Source organism: Streptomyces sp. NPDC058650 (assembly GCF_042717315.1).
GTDB lineage: Bacteria > Actinomycetota > Actinomycetes > Streptomycetales > Streptomycetaceae > Streptomyces.
In genome coordinates this window covers 78888-97682 of the sequence record NZ_JBHXRL010000008.1, presented here as the reverse complement: position 1 = coordinate 97682, position 18795 = coordinate 78888, and the positions used below count along the sequence as shown (strand labels likewise).

Below are 18795 nucleotides of genomic sequence, written 5' to 3'. Positions count from 1 at the left end.
TTCGACTCATGGCGGAGACGAAGCGCGAGATCGAGCGGAAGTACGAAGCCACGGGTGAGACCCGGCTACCGGACCTCACCAGGGTCCCCGGCGTCTCGGCCGTCGTGGACCGGGGCGTCACGGAACTCGACGCGGTCTACTACGACACCCCCGACCTGCGGCTCGCCGCCGACGCGATCACCCTGCGGCGTCGCACGGGCGGGGACGACGAGGGCTGGCACCTCAAGTTCCCCGTCGCCTCCGGCATCCGCGACGAGATCAGGGCCCCGCTGGCCGACACCCTCCCGGGTGAGCTGGCGGGGCTTCTGCGTTCCCGGGTCCGCGGCGGCGAGGTCGTCCCCGTCGTCCGCCTCCGGTCCGCGCGCGACGTCCGCCACCTCGTCGACGCCGGGGGCACGCTCCTCGCCGAGCTGTCCGTCGACACGGTCCGCGCCGAGCGGCTGCCCGGGGGAGCGGAGGCGACCTGGACGGAGATCGAGGTCGAACTCGCCGACGACGCCGACGAGGCGATCCTCGACGCGACCGAGAAGCGCCTCGCGAAGGCCGGCATCCGCGCCTCGTCGTCCGCCTCCAAGCTGGCGAGGGCCCTGTCGGAGACGACACCGAGCGCCGACGCCACCGCCTCGGGCGCCGGGAAGCGGGCGCGCCGACGACCGGCCGACGCCGAGGACGGAGCCCCGTCGGCCGAGGCCGGAGCGCGCGGGGCGGCGCCACGGGGCGCCGACACCGCCCCCGCCCCCGGGACCGCCGGGCACGCCGTCCTCGACTACGTGCGCGAGCAGGCCGACGCGATCGTCGAGCTCGACCCGGCCGTCCGGCGCGACCTGCCCGACGCCGTGCACCAGCTGCGGGTCGCCTGCCGCCGTCTGCGCAGCGCCTTGAAGTCGTACCGGAAGGTCCTCGACCGGGACGTCACCGACCCCGTCGGCGCGGAGCTGAAGTGGCTGGCGGGCGAGCTCGGCATCGCCCGGGACCAGGAGGTGATGACCGAGCGGCTGCGCGACCGGATCGACGCCCTGCCCCGGTCCCTGCGCCTCGGCCCGGTCCGCGGCCGGCAGCGGACCTGGTCCGCGGCCCGCGGCCGGAGCGGCCGGCGCCGTGCCCTCGCCGCCCTGGACTCGGCCCGCTACCTCGTCCTCCTCGACACCCTCGACGAGCTGCTCGCCGACCCGCCCGTGCGGAAGGCCGCCGCCCGCGACGCCCGGAAGGTGCTCGCCCGCGCCGTCCTCAAGGACCACGACCGCCTCGCCACCCGCGTCGAGCGGGCTCTCGCTCTGGACCCCGGCCGGGACCTCGACGTCGCCCTCCACGAGGCCCGCAAGGCCGCCAAGCGCGCGAGGTACGCCGGCGACGCGGCCAAGCCCACCCTCGGGAAGCCCGCACGGAAGTTCGCCAAGCGTGTGAAGTCCGTCCAGTCCCTCCTGGGCGAACACCAGGACGCCGTCGTCGCCCGCGAGGCCCTGCGCGAGCTCGCGACCCAGGCCCACGCGGCCGGGGAATCCGCTTTCACCTGGGGACTTCTCCACGGCCGCGAGGAAGCGGCGGCGGAGGCCGCGGAGCGCGAGCTTCCGGGGGTCTGGGCCAAGGCCTCGGCCCGGGAAATTCGGGCGGCGCTGACCCGCTGAGCACCGGGGTACGCTTGAGAGTCGCCCCCCTGCCAGCTCACGAAGGTTCGAGATGTCTGCTGCCGAGTCTGTCTTCCCGCAGCTCGAAGCTCTGCTCCCGCACGTGCAGAAGCCGATTCAGTACGTCGGTGGAGAGCTGAACTCCACGGTGAAGCCGTGGGAGTCCGCCGACGTCCGCTGGGCGCTGATGTACCCGGACGCGTACGAGGTCGGTCTGCCCAACCAGGGCGTCATGATCCTCTACGAGGTGCTCAACGAGCGCGAGGGCGTCCTCGCCGAGCGCACGTACAGCGTGTGGCCGGACCTCGAAGAGCTCATGCGCGAGCACAAGGTCCCGCAGTTCACGGTCGACTCGCACCGTCCCGTCGGCGCCTTCGACGTCTTCGGCCTGAGCTTCTCGACGGAGCTCGGCTACACGAACATGCTCACCGCCCTCGACCTCGCCGGCATCCCGCTGGAGTCGAAGGACCGGACCGTCGACCACCCGATCGTGCTGGCCGGCGGCCACGCCGCCTTCAACCCCGAGCCGATCGCGGACTTCATCGACGCGGCGATCATCGGCGACGGCGAGCAGGCCGTCCTCGACATGACCGAGACCATCCGCGCCTGGAAGGCCGAGGGCAGGCCGGGTGGCCGCGAGGAGGTCCTCCTCCGTCTCGCGAAGACCGGTGCGGTCTACATCCCGGCGTTCTACGACGTCGAGTACCTGCCGGACGGCCGCATCGGCCGTGTCGTGCCCAACAGGTCCGGCGTGCCGTGGCGGGTCTCCAAGCACACCGTCATGGACCTCGACGAGTGGCCGTACCCGAAGCAGCCGCTCGTCCCGCTCGCGGAGACCGTCCACGAGCGCATGTCCGTCGAGATCTTCCGCGGCTGCACCCGCGGCTGCCGTTTCTGCCAGGCCGGCATGATCACGCGCCCCGTGCGGGAGCGAAGCATCACCGGCATCGGCGAGATGGTCGAGAAGGGCCTCAAGGCGACCGGCTTCGAGGAGGTCGGCCTCCTCTCGCTGTCCTCCGCCGACCACACCGAGATCGGTGACATCGCGAAGGGCCTCGCCGACCGGTACGAGGAGGACAGGGTCGGCCTGTCGCTCCCCTCGACCCGTGTCGACGCGTTCAACGTCGACCTGGCCAACGAGCTCACGAGGAACGGCCGCCGTTCCGGCCTCACCTTCGCCCCCGAGGGCGGCTCCGAGCGCATGCGCAAGGTCATCAACAAGATGGTCTCGGAGGAGGACCTCATCCGGACCGTCTCCACCGCGTACGGCAACGGCTGGCGCCAGGTGAAGCTGTACTTCATGTGCGGCCTGCCGACGGAGACCGACGAGGACGTCCTCCAGATCGGCGACATGGCGGTCAAGGTCATCGCCGAGGGCCGCAAGGTCTCCGGTCAGAACGACATCCGCTGCACCGTCTCCATCGGCGGTTTCGTGCCCAAGCCGCACACCCCGTTCCAGTGGGCGCCGCAGCTGTCGGCCGAGGAGACGGACGCGCGGCTCACCAAGCTCCGCGACAAGATCCGCGGCGACAAGAAGTACGGCCGCTCGATCGGCTTCCGGTACCACGACGGCAAGCCCGGCATCGTCGAGGGCCTCCTCTCGCGCGGCGACCGCCGTATCGGCTCGGTCATCCGCGCGGTGTACGAGGACGGCGGCCGCTTCGACGGCTGGCGCGAGCACTTCTCGTACGACCGCTGGATGGCGTGCGCCGAGAAGACGCTGCCCGGCTTCGGCGTGGACGTCGCCTGGTACACGACCCGCGAGCGCACCTACGAGGAGGTCCTGCCCTGGGACCACCTGGACTCCGGTCTCGACAAGGACTGGCTCTGGGAGGACTGGCAGGACGCGCTCGACGAGACCGAGGTCGAGGACTGCCGCTGGACGCCGTGCTTCGACTGCGGTGTCTGCCCCGCGATGCAGACCGAGATCCAGGTCGGCCCGACGGGCAAGAAGCTGCTGCCGCTGTCGGTCGTGAAGTAGCAGGCCGCAGGCACAGGATCGGACGAAGGCCCGGCCACGGACATTCCGTGGCCGGGCCTTCGTCCGTACCGGCCACCGGCGGCCACCGGCCCCGCACCGGATACGAGGAGGCGCCCGGAGCCATCGCTCCGGGCGCCTCCTGTGCGTGTCCCTAGGGGGCGAGACGCCCCCTAGCTTGACGCCCCCTAGTTTTCGGACCCGGCCGCGGTGAGCTCGTCCTGGTCCGCCGGCCGGGGGCGGAGGATCCCGGGACCCTCGGCAGATCGCGGCGCAGGGGCCGGGTGGCGCTCGGCGACGGGGACGACGGGCGGCCGCAGTTCCTCCTCGCCGAGGAAGACCCGCCGGACGACCCGCTCGGCCGCGAAGCCGTCGTCCCACGCGCAGAACCGCTCCCGGAAGGCCTGCCGCAGCGTGGCCGCCGGCTCGCCCGCCCAGGCGCCGCTGCGGAACGCCTCGATCAGCTCGTCCTCGGTCGTCGTGAGCACACCGGGGGTGTCGCCGGGCTCGCCGGAGAGCAGGTCGAAGGTGACGCCTCGACAGGTCCGGTACGCCTCCCAGTCGTCGGCGTACGTGACGATCGGCCGGTCGAGGTTGGCGTAGTCGAACATGATCGACGAGTAGTCCGTGACCAGGGCGTCCGCCGCCAGGCAGAGCTCCTCGACGGACGGGTGCCGCGACACGTCGACGAGCGCGCCCCGCTCGGCGAGGGAGTTCAACTCCCGGTCGCCGCCGTAGAAGTAGTGGGCACGGACCAACAGGACGAATTCCGGGCCGAGTTCGCGGGCGAAGCGGGCGAGGTCCAGCCGGGAGACGAAGGCGTCCTTCTGGTGGTCGCGCACGGTGGGGGCGTACAGGATCGCCGTCTTGTCGGGCGCGATGCCGAGCTCGTCGCGGATCCGGCGGACGTCCGCCGCGGTGGAGCGGTAGTAGACGTCGTTGCGGGGGTAACCGGAGTTCACGGTCCGGAAGGCGGCCGGGTAGACCCGCTCCCAGTTCTCGGTGGAGTGCTGGTTCGACGAGACGCTGTAGTCCCAGCGGTCGACGCGCTCCAGCAGCTTCCCGAAGTCCATGCTGCGGGAGACGGCCGGGTAGTGCTGCTGGTCCAGGCCCATCCGCTTGAGCGGGGTGCCGTGGTGGGTCTGCAGGTGGATCTGGCCGGGGCGCTTGATCACGGCGTCGGGGAAGTTGACGTTGTTGACCAGGTACTTGGCCCGGGCCAGCGCCTTCCAGTAGCCGAAGGTGGCCGGAGCGATCCGCTGCAGTCCGGGCTGCACGCTGCCGGCGTGCTCCTGGTTCACGACCCACACCCCGCGGATGCCGGGCGCGAGCCGCTTGGCCGCCTCGTGCACGGCGAGCGGGTTGCAGCTGGGGGTGCGGCCCCAGTACGCCGAGTACACGGCGAGGTTCTCGTCGACGGGGAGGCGGCGCTGCACGGCGTAGTAGGCGCGCAGGGCCTTGCGGCCGCCCCAGCGCTTGGACCGGCCGACGGAGCGGATGCCCGCCTCACGGGTGCCGTTGACCACCTTGAGGCCTTCGAAGCCGGTGTACGAGCCGCTCCGCAGCACCTTAAACTTCAGGCCGAGGATGCCGGGCGGCGGGGTGAAGCCCGCGGGTTCGAGGTCGCGGTAGACCTTGGAGGCCTGCTTCAGGTACGCGCGACGGTGACCCTTCGGTATGCGGAAGTCCCGGGCGAAGGTGAACAGGAAGTGGGAGATCATCCGCGCGAAGACGGTCCTGCGGTACTCGTCGAGGCCGGGGCGGCCGTCGAGGTACTCGAAGACCCTCCGGTACTGGTCGAAGATCACGAAGTGCTTGCGCGGGGAGCTGCTGCGCATCGAGCTGCCGACCCGGCGCTGCCGGTACTCGACGACCACGTACTCCAGACCCGCGACGCGCTGGGCGGCGGCCATGGACGTGTAGACCATGAGCGCGTCCTCGTACAGGCCGTCGGTGAAGGCGTAGCCCTCGCCGGTGAAGAAGTCGCGGCGGTAGACGCGGTTCCAGACGACGGCGAACATGCGCAGCAGTTCGAGGTGGTCGGTGGGGCGGATCACCTGGTCGCGGATGCCGGCCAGGTACGGGCCGGAGTTGCTGGGCTCGACGGTGCCGTCCACGTGGGTGCGGACGTGGTCGAAGAGCAGGACCTCGGGGTCCTCCGCTTCGGCGAGCCGGTCCGCCATGGCTTCCAGGGAGCCGGGGCGGATCGAGTCGTCGCCGTCGATGAAGAGCAGGTAGTCGCCGCGGGCGTGCTCGACGCCGGTGTTCCGGGCGGCGCCGATGCCGCCGTTCTGGGCACGGTGGACGGCGCGCACGCGCGGGTCGCGCGCGGCGAACTCGTCGATGATGGCGCCGCTGCCGTCGAGGGAGCAGTCGTCGACCGCGATGATCTCGAAATTCCGGTAACTCTGCGTAGTCACCGATTCGAGGCACTCGCGGATGTAGCCCTCGACCCCGTACACCGGGATGATCACGCTGAATCGGGGGGTAGCTGCAGCCGGCATGCGTCGTGTCTCCTCAGTCGAACCGCTCAAGCGCAGTATGCAGGAGGCCTTCCGCGCCCCGGAAACCGCAGGTGCTCGCGCGCGGGGTGAACATCCTCTTCCTTGCGGGTGAGGGAGGGCCCAACGACGGGCGAACGCCGGAATTGCGGATCGTCTACCCTGGACAGCTGCGGCGGCCGGGGGCCGCCGCACAGTCATGCAGGCAGATGGACCGGTGAGGAATGTCCCGACCGACCCTGGTGGTCCCCATACGCAACGCGCGCTCTCGCATACAGGGGCGCGCGGAATCGGTCCTGCGTTCTTCTGTGTCTCTGGTCACCACTCCCCGCGTCACGGCGCGGGACCAGGTGCGCTTCCTTTCGGGGCGGGCCGGAGGGCGGCGGCTAAGCTGCGGACCGGGTATCGGGACAAGTACTGCAGTTCGACGGCGGGCGTGCGGCCCAGCACGTCGCCCGGCGGATCTTCCTCGGAGGGTGGAGACACTCCCCGCCGATCCGCCGGAAATCCCCAAGCACGCCACCCCGTCACCCCCTCAGGCGCTCGAGCTCGTCGAGCGGGTCTGAACCAGAAAGGAACGCAGAACTTCATGGCACCCCGGCTCAGCGTCATCGTCCCGATCTACAACGTGGCGGAGTACCTTCCCGCCTGCCTCAACTCGTTGGCCGTGCAGACCTTCCAGGACCTGGAAGTTCTCATGATCGACGACGGGTCCACCGACGACTCCAACGCCATAGCGGCGGAGTTCGCGGACAAGGACGCCCGGTTCCGGCTGATCCGCAAGGAGAACGCCGGCCTGGGTGCGGCCCGCAACACGGGACTCGACAGCCTGGCGCCGGAGAGCGAGTTCGTGACGTTCGTCGACAGCGACGACATGATCCCGCCGGATGCCTTCCGGCTGATGATCAGCAGCCTGGACGAGACCGGCTCCTCCTTCGCCACGGGCAACGTGGAGCACATCAACTCCACCCGCGTGTGGCAGTCGCCGATGCACCGGTTCCTTTCCCGGGGCGCCGTGAAGCGCACGCACGTCCGGAAGAACCGGAACCTCCTGACCGACCGCCTCGCCTGCAACAAGCTCTTCCGGCGTGACTTCTGGGAGCAGCACGGCCTGCGCTTCCCCGAGGGCGTGCTGTACGAGGACACCCCGGTCATCGTGCCGGCCCAGTACCTCGCCGACTCCGTCGACATCATCAGCGACGCCACGTACTACTGGCGTCTGCGCGAGGGTGAGGCCAACCCCTCGATCACCCAGCGCCGCAACGAGCCCAAGGCGGCCCGGGACCGGGCCACCGGCTGCGAGCACGTCAGCCGGTTCCTCGCCGAGCAGAACGACCCCGACGCCGACGCGCTGAAGCTCGCGTACGACAAGACCGTCCTCACCGGTGACCTGCGCATCTTCCTCAACGTGATGCCCGACGGCGACGACGAGTACCGCGCCGAGTTCATGCGCGTGGCGAACAGGTTCCTCGACCAGATCGACGTCAAGCTGATCAACACGCTGCCCACGGCGCTGCGCGTCAAGTGGCTGCTGGTCCGCAAGCACGCCGCGAACGAGCTCGTCGACTTCATCGAGGCGGAGCGCCTCGGCGAGCCGGTCGGGCTCGACGGCGTCGTCCGCAAGTACGCCAAGTACTCGGCGCTGGAATCCCGCGGCGACCTGGTGCCCAAGAAGCTCCTGCGCGTCGACAAGGACCTCCAGCTGCGCTCCCCGCTGGACACCCTGACGTGGGAGAACGGCAAGCTGAAGCTGTCCGGCCACGCCTGGATCGACCGCGTCGACCAGACGGGCAAGCGCAGCGTCGTCAAGCTGCTCCAGCTGAAGAAGGACGGCACCCAGCGCCGCGTCCTCGTCCCGCTGGGCAACATCTTCGCCCCCGAGGCCACCACCGCCTCCGGGCACAAGGGCCGGGGCCACAGCTTCGACTGGGCCGGCTGGGAGACGACCATCGACCCCGCCCGGTTCCGCAAGGGCGGCAAGTGGCAGGAGGGCCTCTGGCACGTGGGCATGCGCGTCATGTCCGGCGGCCTCGTGCGCTCCCGCTCCGTGCACTCGTACGGCACGGACCGCCTGACCTACCCGCCCTACCAGTGGCTCGACGACGACTTCCGGATCGTCCCGGAGATCCGGCGCGCGGCGCTGAAGCTGCGCATCGAGAAGGTGCCGGTCGTCGTCACCGGCTTCACGCCCGACGGCGACGAGATCGTCGTCGACGGCGTGTTCCGTGAGACCTTCGCCATGGGCACCGAGATCATCCTCCGCGTCGCCAACCAGAACAGCGGCGAGGTGCTCACCTACCCGGCGGAGGTCCTCGACGTCACCGGCGGGCACACGCGGCTGCGGGTCCGCGTGCCCCTGCACGACATAGCGCTGCTGCCGGAGCACCAGGACAGCGCCGAAGCCGCGTCCGGCGGTGGCGCCGACGCCGCGAAGACGATGCGCCGCAACTGGAGCACCCAGATACGCGTCACGGAGCCGGGCCAGCAGCAGCGCTCCGTCAAGGTCGTCGTCAAGGACGGCGTGCCGGACCTCCAGATCCGCCTGCCCGCCGAGTTCGGCGGCGAGGAAGCCATGCAGAACGAGGTGGCGGTCCTCTCCGGAGCCAACGGCTACCTGAAGTTCTCCGGCCGCCCGCTGCGCGCCAGGATCACCGGCATCGCCTTCGCCGACGGGACGTTCCTCGTCCGCGGCGCCGCGCCCGTGGAGCTGTCGGACCACCACCTCGTCATCAGCGCCAAGGGCCGCTTCGACGAGCGGAAGGTCCCGCTCAACGTCCTGGCGGACGGCACCTTCGAGGCCTCCTTCCGCCCCTCCACGATGACGGGCACCAACAACCGGCTGCCGCTCAAGGCCGGCCGCTGGGTGCTCCGCCTGGAGAACTCCGACGAAGAGCAGTCCCTCCCGCTCGTCGTGGACCGGCTCGCCGTGCCCCAGTTCCCGCTGGAGGGCTCGCACAACGGCCGCGACTACCGCATGGAGGTCCACTGGCAGGACCACCCCCAGCTCAACTGCCTGCCCGACCTCACCGACATGGAGCGCGGCGCCAACCGCCAGTACCAGCTGCGTCACGAGGTCTACGAGCGCGGTCGCGAGCTGCCGCTGCGCGACGAGGTGCTGTACATCAGCTACAACGGCAAGCAGTTCTCGGACAGCCCCCGCGCGGTCCACGAGGAACTGCTCCGCCGCGGCTCGGACCTGAAGCACCGGTGGCTGGTCCGTGACGGCCAGGTCGAGCTCCCCGACACGCTGGAGCCCGTCCGCTTCCAGGGCACCGACTGGTACGACGCCCTGGCGCGCTCGCGCTACATCATCACCAACGCCCACCTCCCGCACTGGATCAAGCGGCGGCCCGGCCAGGTGATCGTGCAGGCCTGGCACGGCACGATGCTGAAGAAGATCGGCCTGGACATCGAGGCGCCCAAGTTCGACCCGAACTACCACGAGCGCCTGGTCCAGGAGGCGGCGAACTGGAACATCCTCGTCTCGTCCAACCGGTTCAGCACGCCCATCCTGAAGCGGGCCATGGGCTACAACGGTCTGATCGCCGAGACGGGCTACCCGCGCAACGACTACCTGTACGCCGAGGACCGCGACGAGCGGGCCAAGGAGGTCAAGGCGCGCCTGGGCCTGCCCGAGGGCAAGAAGGTCGTGCTGTACGCGCCGACCTGGCGAGACGACCTGTCCCACGCCCGCGGCCAGTTCAAGTTCGACCTCCGCGTCGACCTGGATGACGCCCGCCGCCGTCTCGGGGACGACCACGTCTTCCTCATCCGGCGCCACTCCAACATCGTCGACAGCATCCCCGGCGCCGGTAACGGCTTCGTCTTCGACGTCTCCGAGTACCCGGACATCGCGGACCTCTACCTGGCCGCCGACATCATGATCACGGACTACTCCTCGGTCATGTTCGACTACGCGCACCTGCGTCGTCCGATGCTGTTCTTCACGTACGACCTGGAGCACTACCGCGACCGGCTCCGCGGGTTCTACTTCGACTTCGAGGAAGACGCCCCGGGACCGCTGGTCGAGACCTCGGACGACCTGCTCACGGCCATCCGGGAGATCGACGAGGTGGCGGTCGCGTACCAGGAGAAGTACGACGAGTTCCACCACCAGTTCTGCGACCTCGACGACGGTCACGCGGCGGAGCGTCTCGCCGACCTGATGTTCAAGACGGCGGAGGACGGCGCGCCGCTGTAGGCGGCGCCCCGGGCGTACGGAAGAGCCCCGGCCCGCAGGTCTCCCTGCGGGCCGGGGCTCCGTCGTGTGGACCGGGTCCCGGCTACCGGTCGCCGGTCACTTCTTGTCGATGATCTTCAGCGAGAGCTGGCCGTTGCTGGAGAAGTACGGGCGCAGCTCGTGCCGTACGCCGGTGACGGCGGTGGGGACGGCGGACAGCCGGTTGCGCCAGGCGCTCTTCGCCTTGGTGTCCGCGGCGGCCGCGACGGGGGCGCCGGACTGCTTCACCACCGGGTACGGGTAGGTGAAGACGTCCATCGGGGTGAGCACGTCGGTGGCCAGCTTGCAGACGCGGATCCGGGCGGACTCCTGGTCCGGCAGCAGCCAGAGGTCCCAGACGTCCTCGGCGCCGGCCTGGTGGAGGCGGGCCGCGGCGGCGTTGTCCAGGGTGGCCGTGAAGCGTCCGTCGGCGCCGGCCTTCACCGGGAAGGTGAAGTTCCGGTCGGCCTCCTTGCGGTGGACGGCCTCGATCACGCTGCCGGTGCCGGGCTCGACGCCCCAGGCCGCGGCGTCGATGACGATCGAGGTGGTGCCGGCGTGCAGGGCCGCGACCTCGACGTGCTGGGCGCGCACCCGGCTCTGCACCCGCAGGGTGCCGTCCGTGTGGGCGTGCGGCAGCAGCACGGACAGGGCGGGGCCCTCGGTGCGGGGCAGCTTCAGCGACAGGATCTGGAGGGTGTCGCAGCCGGCCGACCGCAGCGGCAGGTCGAAGCCGGAGGCGCGGATCGCCAGCTCCCAGTCGCCCTCGACGAGCGTGCCGAGCGCGGGGACCAGCGCCTCGTCGCCGACGAAGGGGAGGACGACCTCGTCGGCCTTCTTGCGGATGTCCTTGCAGACCAGCTCGGCGCCGCTGTCGGCGGGCAGCCCGTCGATCAGCACCCGGACGTCGCCCTGCGGGCTGACCACGGCGGCGGCCGTGCGGGGGATGGCCCGGCGGGCCCGCATGGCCTCCACGAGCCGCTCGAAGCGGGCGACGGTCTCGGCCTCCTGGAAGCGGACCACGTTGGTCACCGCGGCGGCCGCCATCTTCCGGCGCAGGTCCTCGTCGGAGATCAGCTTCTCGATGTGCTCGGCGAGCGCCGCCTTGTCGCCGAGCGGCACGACGTAGCCGTCCTCGCCCTGCGTGATGATGTTGCGCGGGCCGTGCGGGGCGTCGTAGCAGACCGCCGGCAGGCCGGCCGCCATCGCCTCGACGGTGACGTTGCCGAAGGCCTCCAGGTGGGAGGGGAGGACGAACACGGACGCCTTGGCGAACTCCGGGGTGACCGGGGTGGCCGGGCCCATCAGGAAGATCTGGTTGTTGCTGTCCGTGTCGTTGATCTTCTTGCGCAGGTTGGCGCGCTCGGGGCCGGAGCCGTAGATCCGCAGGCTCCAGTCCGGGTGGCGCGGCGCCACGGTGGAGAAGGCCTCGATGAGGTCGCCGAAGCCCTTGTGGGTCTTGAGCAGACCGGCGGTGACGACGATCTTGTTGTCGCCGGTGGACATCTGACCCTCGTGGGCCGGGATGCAGTTGGGCATCGGGGAGAGCAGGTGGCTCACGGCGGGGACGACCCCGGCGATGGTCCGGCACTCGTCCGGCGTCGGCGCGGTGATCGCGTCCATCTTCGGGTACGCGTCCTTGAAGAGGGCGTCCCGGATGTGCGGGCCGTACCGCGCGGGCCTCGAGTGCTCCATCGCGACCTTCAGGAAGTCGCGGTCCGAATAGGCCAGCATGATCGTGATCTTGGGGTTGTTGCTGACCACGATGTCGGCGTCGGTCGTGGCCAGGTACTCCATCAGCCGCTTCTCGGCCAGACGGCTGACCCACGGCTTCTTGTCCGTGGGCTCGTTCGGGTAGATGTGCGGGAAGACCTCGATCATCGGGTCGTCACCGTCGTACGTGTGCGAGTGCTTCCGCATGTCGGTGAGCGCGAGGGTCTTCACACGGGGGTCGAGCGGGAAGTACGCCTGGTCGAGGTTGCGACGGAGGGAGACCAACTCGACCTCGTGGTGGTCCGCCAGCGCCTTGGCCAGGTTGTGGATGGCACTGACCACGCCGCCGATGTGACAGCGGTCGACCAGAAGGAAGGATATTTTCATACCGAGCCTCAACGTGTCCTGGGGTAGGTGGGGGGATGCGCAAGGTGTGTGTGGGGGGACGGGCGTAGGGCCCTAGGCTACGGGGCCACTCCTGGGGGCGGTGCCGAACAGTCCGGATCCGGCGGCCGGGGTGAACCGTGAACGGACCTTTCGCGTCTCCCGTCACATGCACCCGGAGAAAGCGGCGCCCCGGCCGGAACCCGACGGCTGTCTGACGGCGGCCATCAGGATCCCCGTACGGATCGTCGTCCTTGTCGTCGTCGTTCCCGTACGCCTCGTATGGGACGCGCTCGTCCTGTGCGGCGGTTTCCTGGGCCGGGTGCTGACGCGCCCGCTCGGCCGGGCGTACGACTGGTTCCACGCGCACGTGCTCGCCCCCGTGGGGCGTGCCGTCGCCCGGATGGCCGAAGCCGTCGCCACGGCGACGTGGTGGCTGTGCAAAGCGGTCCTCTACTGGCCCTGGCTGGGCCTGTGGCGCTACGTCGTCGTGCCGCTCGCCGTCCACCTGATCGCCGCTCCGGCGGCCTGGCTGTACCGGGCCGTCCTGACGCCGCTCGGGCACGGCCTGGCCCGCGCGGCGGCCTGGGTGTACGCACGACTGCTCGCGCCGCTCGGGCGCGGTGCCGGACTGGCGCTGTGGGCGGTGCTCGTCTGGCCGTGGACCGCCCTGTGGCGGTACGTGGCCCTGCCGCTCGCGTCGGGGACGTACCGCTACGTCCTCACCCCGCTCTGCCATGCCCTCACCTGGCTCGGCCACGGTCTCGCCCGGCTCGGCAGGGGCCTCGCCGCCGGCCTGATGTGGCTCGGGAAGGTCCTCGTCGTCCTCCCCGCCGTGATCCTGTACCGGTGGGTGCTCGCCCCCGTCGGACGTGTCCTCGCGCTGATCGGCCGCGAGATCGCCGACGCCCTCGCGATCGCCTGGCGCGTGGCCGGGTACGTCTCCCTGGCGGTAGGCCGCGCCCTGAAGTGGCTCGCGTGGAACCTGGTCGGCCGGCCCGCGAGCTGGTTCTACCGGAACGTGTGCACCCCGGTCGGCCACGTCGTGCGCGCCGTGTGGCGTCCCGCCAGGAAGGCCGCGGTGGAGACCGGCCGGGCCGTCCGCGGCGCCCTCGCCTCGGCACGCGAGACCGTGCGCCGGGCGCGCCGCGACGCGTGGCACGCGCTGGTCGGCGGGGAGCGGCAGCCGGAGCCTGTGAACGCCATACGGGGTCAGGCGCGTAACCTGGGAGGTGCTGCACCACGACAGACCGTTCCCGGCGTGGTGGCCGAGACCGAGATCTCCCTGCACAAGCGGGGGTGAGCCGGCCGGGCCCCGAGGGAACCCCCGTACACCCGAGGGCGGCGCGTCACCCGCGCCCGCCCCGCACCGAGGAGAAGAACCACTGGGCAAGCGACAGCCCGAAGGCCCGCCGCCCGCACCGGCGGTGCAGCGCATCCGACTGCGCTACACCAAGCGCGGCCGCCTCCGGTTCACCAGCCATCGTGACTTCCAGCGCGCCTTCGAGCGTGCGCTGCGCCGCGCCGAAGTGCCCATGGCGTACTCGGCCGGCTTCACCCCGCACCCCAAGGTGTCGTACGCCAACGCCGCCCCGACCGGTACGGGCTCCGAGGCCGAGTACCTGGAGATCGCGCTCACCCAGACGCGCGACCCGGAGACGCTGCGGGCCCTGCTCGACGAGTCCCTTCCCACGGGCCTCGACATCACCGACGCCGTCGAGGCCCGGACCTCGGGTCTCGCCGACCGGCTCACCGCCTCCGTGTGGGAGCTGCGGCTCGAAGGCGTCACCGTCGAGGACGCGCAGAAGGCCGCCGAGGAGTTTCTCGCGGCCGAGACCGTGGAAGTACAGCGCAAGACCAAGAACGGCATCCGCACCTTCGACGCCCGCTCCGCGGTCACCGAGCTGACGGTTTCCTCTCCCCAGGGCGATCCCCAGGGTGATAGGCCGCTGGACAGCGCCTGTGCGATACTGCGGCTGGTTGTTCGGCACGTGACACCTGCCGTACGACCCGACGACGTCCTGTCCGGTCTCCGAGCTGTGGCCGACCTGGCGCCGCCGGTCCCCGCTGCGGTGACCAGGCTGGCGCAGGGGCTCTTCGACGAGGAGTCCGGCACGGTGACCGACCCGCTCGCGCCCGACCGCGAGGCAGTCACGGCCGCTTCATCCACGGCCGCCGCGACCGCCTCAGCGACGGCGCCGGGTGCAGGTACCGCGTAGGGAGCGGTCGTTGTAGCGCCGCCCTGGTACTCGGGAGCCACCTGGGTCGGGCAGCGCACTGACCAGGAGACTTTCGCCAGGCCGTACGCACAGGGCGTACGGAACCGGCGAGCCAGACATCAGCTCCCGTGCGGCGCCCGCGCCCCGGACGGCGGCACCGCGCCACAGGCGTGATCGTGCCGCCGGACCGGAACCAGGCGCGGCGCCCGGGAGCGTGACGGGAGAACCCCGCATGCTCGAGTCCAACGAAGACACCAATGCCCCCGGTGACAAGCTGCCGCCGCGCCGTCGGCGCCGCGCCGCTTCCCGCCCCGCCGGTCCGCCGGTGACGGCGGGCGCCGAGGCCGCCGAGACCACGGCGACCGCCGAGACCCCGGCCGTGGAGGCCGCGCCGGTCGAGGCCGAGGCCGCCCCCGCGCCGCGCACCCGCCGCCGCGCCACCCGCAAGGCCACCGCACCCGCCGTGGAGACGGTCGAGGTCGGTGCCCCTCTCGCAGAGGTCGCCGCAGAGGTCCCCGCGGCGGCCGCGCCGGTCGCCGAGACCGCCGCCCCGGCCGACGAGGCCGCTCCGGCGCGCCCGACGCGCCGCCGCGCCACCCGCAAGGCCACCTCGCCCGTGACGTCCACGGCTGCTGCCGAGGAGCCCGCGGTCGAGGCCGCGCCGGTCGCCGAGACCGCCGCCCCGGTCGACGAGGCCGCCGAGGCCGCGCCGCGTACCCGCCGTCGTGCCACCCGCAAGGCCACCTCGCCGGTGACGTCGACGGCCGCCGTCGAGGAGCCCGCGGTCGAGGCCGCGCCGGTCGCCGAGACCGCCGCCCCGGTCGACGAGGCCGCCGCGCCCGCCCCGCGTACCCGCCGCCGCGCCACCCGCAGGGTCACCTCGCCCGAGGCGACTCCCGAGGCGACCCCCGAGCCCGCCGTCGAGGCCGCCACCACCGGCGAGTCGCTGCCGCAGGCCGCCGTCGCGCAGATCGCCGCCGACGAGGCCGAGGTCGCCGCCGCCGAGACCGCCGCCACCCGGGGTCGTGGCCGCCGCCGCGCCGTCTCGCCGCAGTTCACCTCCGAGCCCGTCACGAAGCCGGAGACGTCCCGCACCCGCCGCGCCGAGCGTCCTGCCGTCGCCGTCTTCCAGGCCCCGGTCTTCTCCGAGCCGATGTTCCAGACCCCGGAGACGGCCGCCATGGCAGCCGCCGAGGTCGTGGAGCCGGAGGAGCTGGAGGAGGACGAGCTCGACGAGACCGTCGAGGCCGAGGTCGTCGAGACGGCCGGGCCCATCGAGGTCCCGGAGGCCACGGAGCGGGCCGAGGCCGGCTCCCGCCGTCGCCGTCGCCGTCGCGGCGAGCCCGTCGCCGTCGAGCCCGTTCCCGCCACCGTCGCCGACGAGCCCGAGGTCGAGGCCGCCGCGGACGAGCTCGACGAGACCGAGGAGTCCGAGGAGACGGACGAGTACGGGGACCGCCCGTCCCGACGTCGCCGCCGTGGCGGCCGTCGCCGTCGCCGCGGTGAGCTCACCGAGGTCGAGGAGTCCGAGGAGTCCGACGAGCTCCGCGCCGAGGACGACACCGAGGCCGAGGAGGGCGAGGAGGAGCAGGACGACGCCGAGGCGTACGCCGGCGGCTCCAGCAGCTCCCGTCGCCGTCGCCGCCGTCGCCGTCGCAGCGGGGACGCCTCCGCCGACGCCGAGGGCACCGACGAGGAAGGCGTCCGTACGGTCGTCAAGGTCCGCGAGCCCCGCCCGGCCCGCGAGAAGGCCGAGGCCGGCACGAGCGCCGACGAGGTCCAGTCCATCAAGGGCTCGACCCGCCTGGAGGCCAAGAAGCAGCGGCGCCGCGAGGGCCGCGAGCAGGGCCGCCGCCGCGTCCCGATCATCACCGAGGCCGAGTTCCTGGCCCGCCGCGAGGCCGTCGAGCGCGTCATGGTCGTCCGCCAGAGCGGCGAGCGCACCCAGATCGGCGTCCTGGAAGACAACGTGCTCGTGGAGCACTACGTCAACAAGGAGCAGGCCACCTCGTACGTCGGCAACGTCTACCTGGGCAAGGTCCAGAACGTCCTGCCGTCGATGGAGGCCGCCTTCGTCGACATCGGCAAGGGCCGCAACGCCGTCCTGTACGCCGGTGAGGTCAACTTCGAGGCGCTCGGCATGGGCCACGGCCCGCGCCGCATCGAGACCGCCCTCAAGTCCGGCCAGTCGGTCCTCGTGCAGGTCACGAAGGACCCGATCGGCCACAAGGGCGCCCGTCTGACCAGCCAGGTCTCCCTGCCCGGCCGCTACCTCGTGTACGTGCCCGAGGGCTCGATGACCGGCATCAGCCGCAAGCTCCCGGACACCGAGCGCGCCCGCCTGAAGACCATCCTCAAGAAGATCGTCCCCGAGGACGCGGGCGTCATCGTGCGCACCGCCGCCGAGGGCGCGAGCGAGGACGAGCTGCGCCGCGACGTCGAGCGACTGCAGGCGCAGTGGGAGGACATCCAGAAGAAGGCGCAGCAGATCTCGACGAGCGCGCCGAGCCTGCTGTACGGCGAGCCGGACATGACCGTCCGGGTCGTCCGCGACATCTTCAACGAGGACTTCTCCAAGGTCATCGTCAGCGGCGACGAGGCGTGGGACACCATCCACGGCTACGTCTCGCACGTCGCCCCGGACCTGGCCGACCGCCTGTCCAGGTGGACGAGCGAGGTCGACGTCTTCGCGACGTACCGGATCGACGAGCAGCTCATGAAGGCGCTGGACCGCAAGGTCTGGCTGCCGTCCGGCGGCTCGCTGGTGATCGACAAGACCGAGGCGATGATCGTCGTCGACGTCAACACCGGCAAGTTCACCGGCCAGGGCGGCAACCTCGAAGAGACCGTGACGAGGAACAACCTCGAAGCGGCCGAGGAGATCGTGCGCCAGCTGCGCCTGCGCGACCTCGGCGGCATCGTCGTCATCGACTTCATCGACATGGTCCTGGAGTCCAACCGCGACCTGGTGCTGCGCCGCCTCCTGGAGTGCCTGGGCCGTGACCGGACCAAGCACCAGGTGGCCGAGGTCACCTCGCTCGGCCTGGTCCAGATGACCCGAAAGCGGGTCGGCCAGGGCCTCCTGGAGTCCTTCTCCGAGACCTGCGTCCACTGCAACGGCCGCGGCGTCATCGTCCACATGGAGCAGCCGGCGGCCGCCGGCGGTGGCGGCAAGCGGGCGAAGAAGCGCCGCGGTGGCGCCGAGCACGTCCACGAGCACGACCACGAGACCGTCGAGTCCGGCGCCGAGCCGGAGGCGGAGACCGAGGCCGAGGTCGCGGCGGAGCTGGCCGCGCCGGTGGCCCTGCCCGAGCCGATCGCCCCGGACGAGGAGCTGTACGGCAGCATCGCCGAGGCCGAGGCCGCCGCCACGCGCGGTCGTGGCCGCCGCCGCGCCACCCGCAGGGTGTCCGCGCCGGTCGCCCCGGCCCCGGTCGTGGAGACCGAGAGCTACGTGGTGGAGCCGGAGCCGGTCGTCGCGCCTACCCCCGTCGCCGAGCCCGAGCCGGTCGTCGAGCCGGTGGCCGAACCGGTCGCCGAGGAGACCGCCGCCCCGGCCCCGCGCGGCCGCCGTCGCGCCACGCGCCGGGTGACGTCGCCGGTCGTGTCGACCACGGAGGCCGCCGAGCCCGCCGTCGCCGAGCCGGTGGCCGTGCCCGTCGCCGAGGAGGCCCCTGTGGCCGCCCCGGAGCCGGAGCCCGTCGTGGAGACCGCGCCCGAGCCCGCTGTCGAGGAGGCCCCCGTGGCCGCCCCGCCGCGTGCCCGTCGCCGGGTCGTCCGCAAGGCCACCGCTCCCGCCGGTTCCCCCGCGGGCGCCGAGGAGGCGGCCGTCCTCGTGGTCGCCACGGCCCCGGCCGAGACCGAGGCCGCCCCGGCGGACGCGGAGGCCGAGCCCGAGGCCGCGCCGGCCAAGAAGACGGCCGCGCGCAAGACCGCGAAGAAGGCCACCACCACGGCCAAGAAGGCCGCCACCAAGAAGACGGCGGCGACCAAGAAGACCGCGGCGAAGAAGACCACCGCCAAGAAGGCCCCGGCCAAGAAGGCGGCGGAGAAGACCACGGCTCCGGCCCAGGACTGATCCACCGGGTACGGGCCGTCCCCCTCGGGACGGCCCGCACCCGGTCGGGCGGATTTGACCCTCTGCGGCAGCCGCCCG

Annotated in this window: 8 protein-coding genes; 6 read left to right on the top strand and 2 right to left on the bottom strand. The window is 71.8% G+C overall.

What is annotated here, in order from left to right; all coding sequences use genetic code 11:
* Positions 1-8: 8 nt before the first annotated feature.
* Entirely contained in the window at positions 9-1625 is a 1617-nt protein-coding gene (locus tag ACFWWU_RS16515) for a CHAD domain-containing protein (protein ID WP_384145212.1), read from the top strand.
* Between the two features lie 52 nt (positions 1626-1677).
* Positions 1678-3606, top strand: a complete 1929-nt coding sequence (locus ACFWWU_RS16510) for a TIGR03960 family B12-binding radical SAM protein (RefSeq protein ID WP_384145209.1) — start codon at positions 1678-1680, stop codon at positions 3604-3606.
* Positions 3607-3791: 185 nt separating this feature from the next.
* On the opposite strand, the gene ACFWWU_RS16505 is transcribed toward ACFWWU_RS16510, so the two are convergent.
* Complete coding sequence (locus tag ACFWWU_RS16505; protein ID WP_384145206.1) at positions 3792-6107, bottom strand: CDP-glycerol glycerophosphotransferase family protein; 2316 nt, start codon at positions 6105-6107, stop codon at positions 3792-3794.
* Positions 6108-6693: 586 nt separating this feature from the next.
* On the opposite strand from ACFWWU_RS16505, the gene ACFWWU_RS16500 reads away from it, so the two are divergent.
* Positions 6694-10305 (top strand): CDP-glycerol glycerophosphotransferase family protein, encoded by a 3612-nt coding sequence (locus tag ACFWWU_RS16500; RefSeq protein WP_384145203.1) that lies wholly within the window; start codon positions 6694-6696, stop codon positions 10303-10305.
* 96 nt (positions 10306-10401) lie between these two features.
* Here the strand turns inward: ACFWWU_RS16500 and ACFWWU_RS16495 are convergent, their stop codons facing one another.
* On the bottom strand, positions 10402-12378 hold the full coding sequence (locus ACFWWU_RS16495) for a glycosyltransferase (RefSeq protein ID WP_384145200.1): 1977 nt from the start codon (positions 12376-12378) through the stop codon (positions 10402-10404).
* Positions 12379-12589: 211 nt separating this feature from the next.
* Between ACFWWU_RS16495 and ACFWWU_RS16490 the strand changes: the two genes are divergently transcribed.
* The 3 genes from ACFWWU_RS16490 to ACFWWU_RS16480 all read left to right on the top strand — a co-directional run bounded on the left by ACFWWU_RS16490 (position 12590) and on the right by ACFWWU_RS16480 (position 18717).
* The gene (locus tag ACFWWU_RS16490; protein WP_384145197.1) at positions 12590-13723 is read left to right on the top strand and encodes a hypothetical protein; all 1134 of its coding nucleotides are present in this window, start codon (positions 12590-12592) and stop codon (positions 13721-13723) included.
* Positions 13724-13847: 124 nt separating this feature from the next.
* Positions 13848-14639, top strand: a complete 792-nt coding sequence (locus ACFWWU_RS16485) for a TIGR03936 family radical SAM-associated protein (protein WP_384145194.1) — start codon at positions 13848-13850, stop codon at positions 14637-14639.
* Between the two features lie 232 nt (positions 14640-14871).
* Positions 14872-18717, top strand: a complete 3846-nt coding sequence (locus ACFWWU_RS16480) for an Rne/Rng family ribonuclease (RefSeq protein ID WP_384145191.1) — start codon at positions 14872-14874, stop codon at positions 18715-18717.
* The last annotated feature ends 78 nt before the right edge of the window (positions 18718-18795 follow it).

What these genes read in the sequence shown, in the direction of transcription:
- ACFWWU_RS16505 (WP_384145206.1), bottom strand. Translation starts at nt 6,107, where the DNA reads ATGCCGGCTGCAGCTACCCCCCGATTCAGCGTGATCATCCCGGTGTAC.
- ACFWWU_RS16515 (WP_384145212.1), top strand. Translation starts at nt 9, where the DNA reads ATGGCGGAGACGAAGCGCGAGATCGAGCGGAAGTACGAAGCCACGGGT.
- ACFWWU_RS16500 (WP_384145203.1), top strand. Translation starts at nt 6,694, where the DNA reads ATGGCACCCCGGCTCAGCGTCATCGTCCCGATCTACAACGTGGCGGAG.
- ACFWWU_RS16480 (WP_384145191.1), top strand. Translation starts at nt 14,872, where the DNA reads ATGCTCGAGTCCAACGAAGACACCAATGCCCCCGGTGACAAGCTGCCG.
- ACFWWU_RS16510 (WP_384145209.1), top strand. Translation starts at nt 1,678, where the DNA reads ATGTCTGCTGCCGAGTCTGTCTTCCCGCAGCTCGAAGCTCTGCTCCCG.
- ACFWWU_RS16490 (WP_384145197.1), top strand. Translation starts at nt 12,590, where the DNA reads ATGCACCCGGAGAAAGCGGCGCCCCGGCCGGAACCCGACGGCTGTCTG.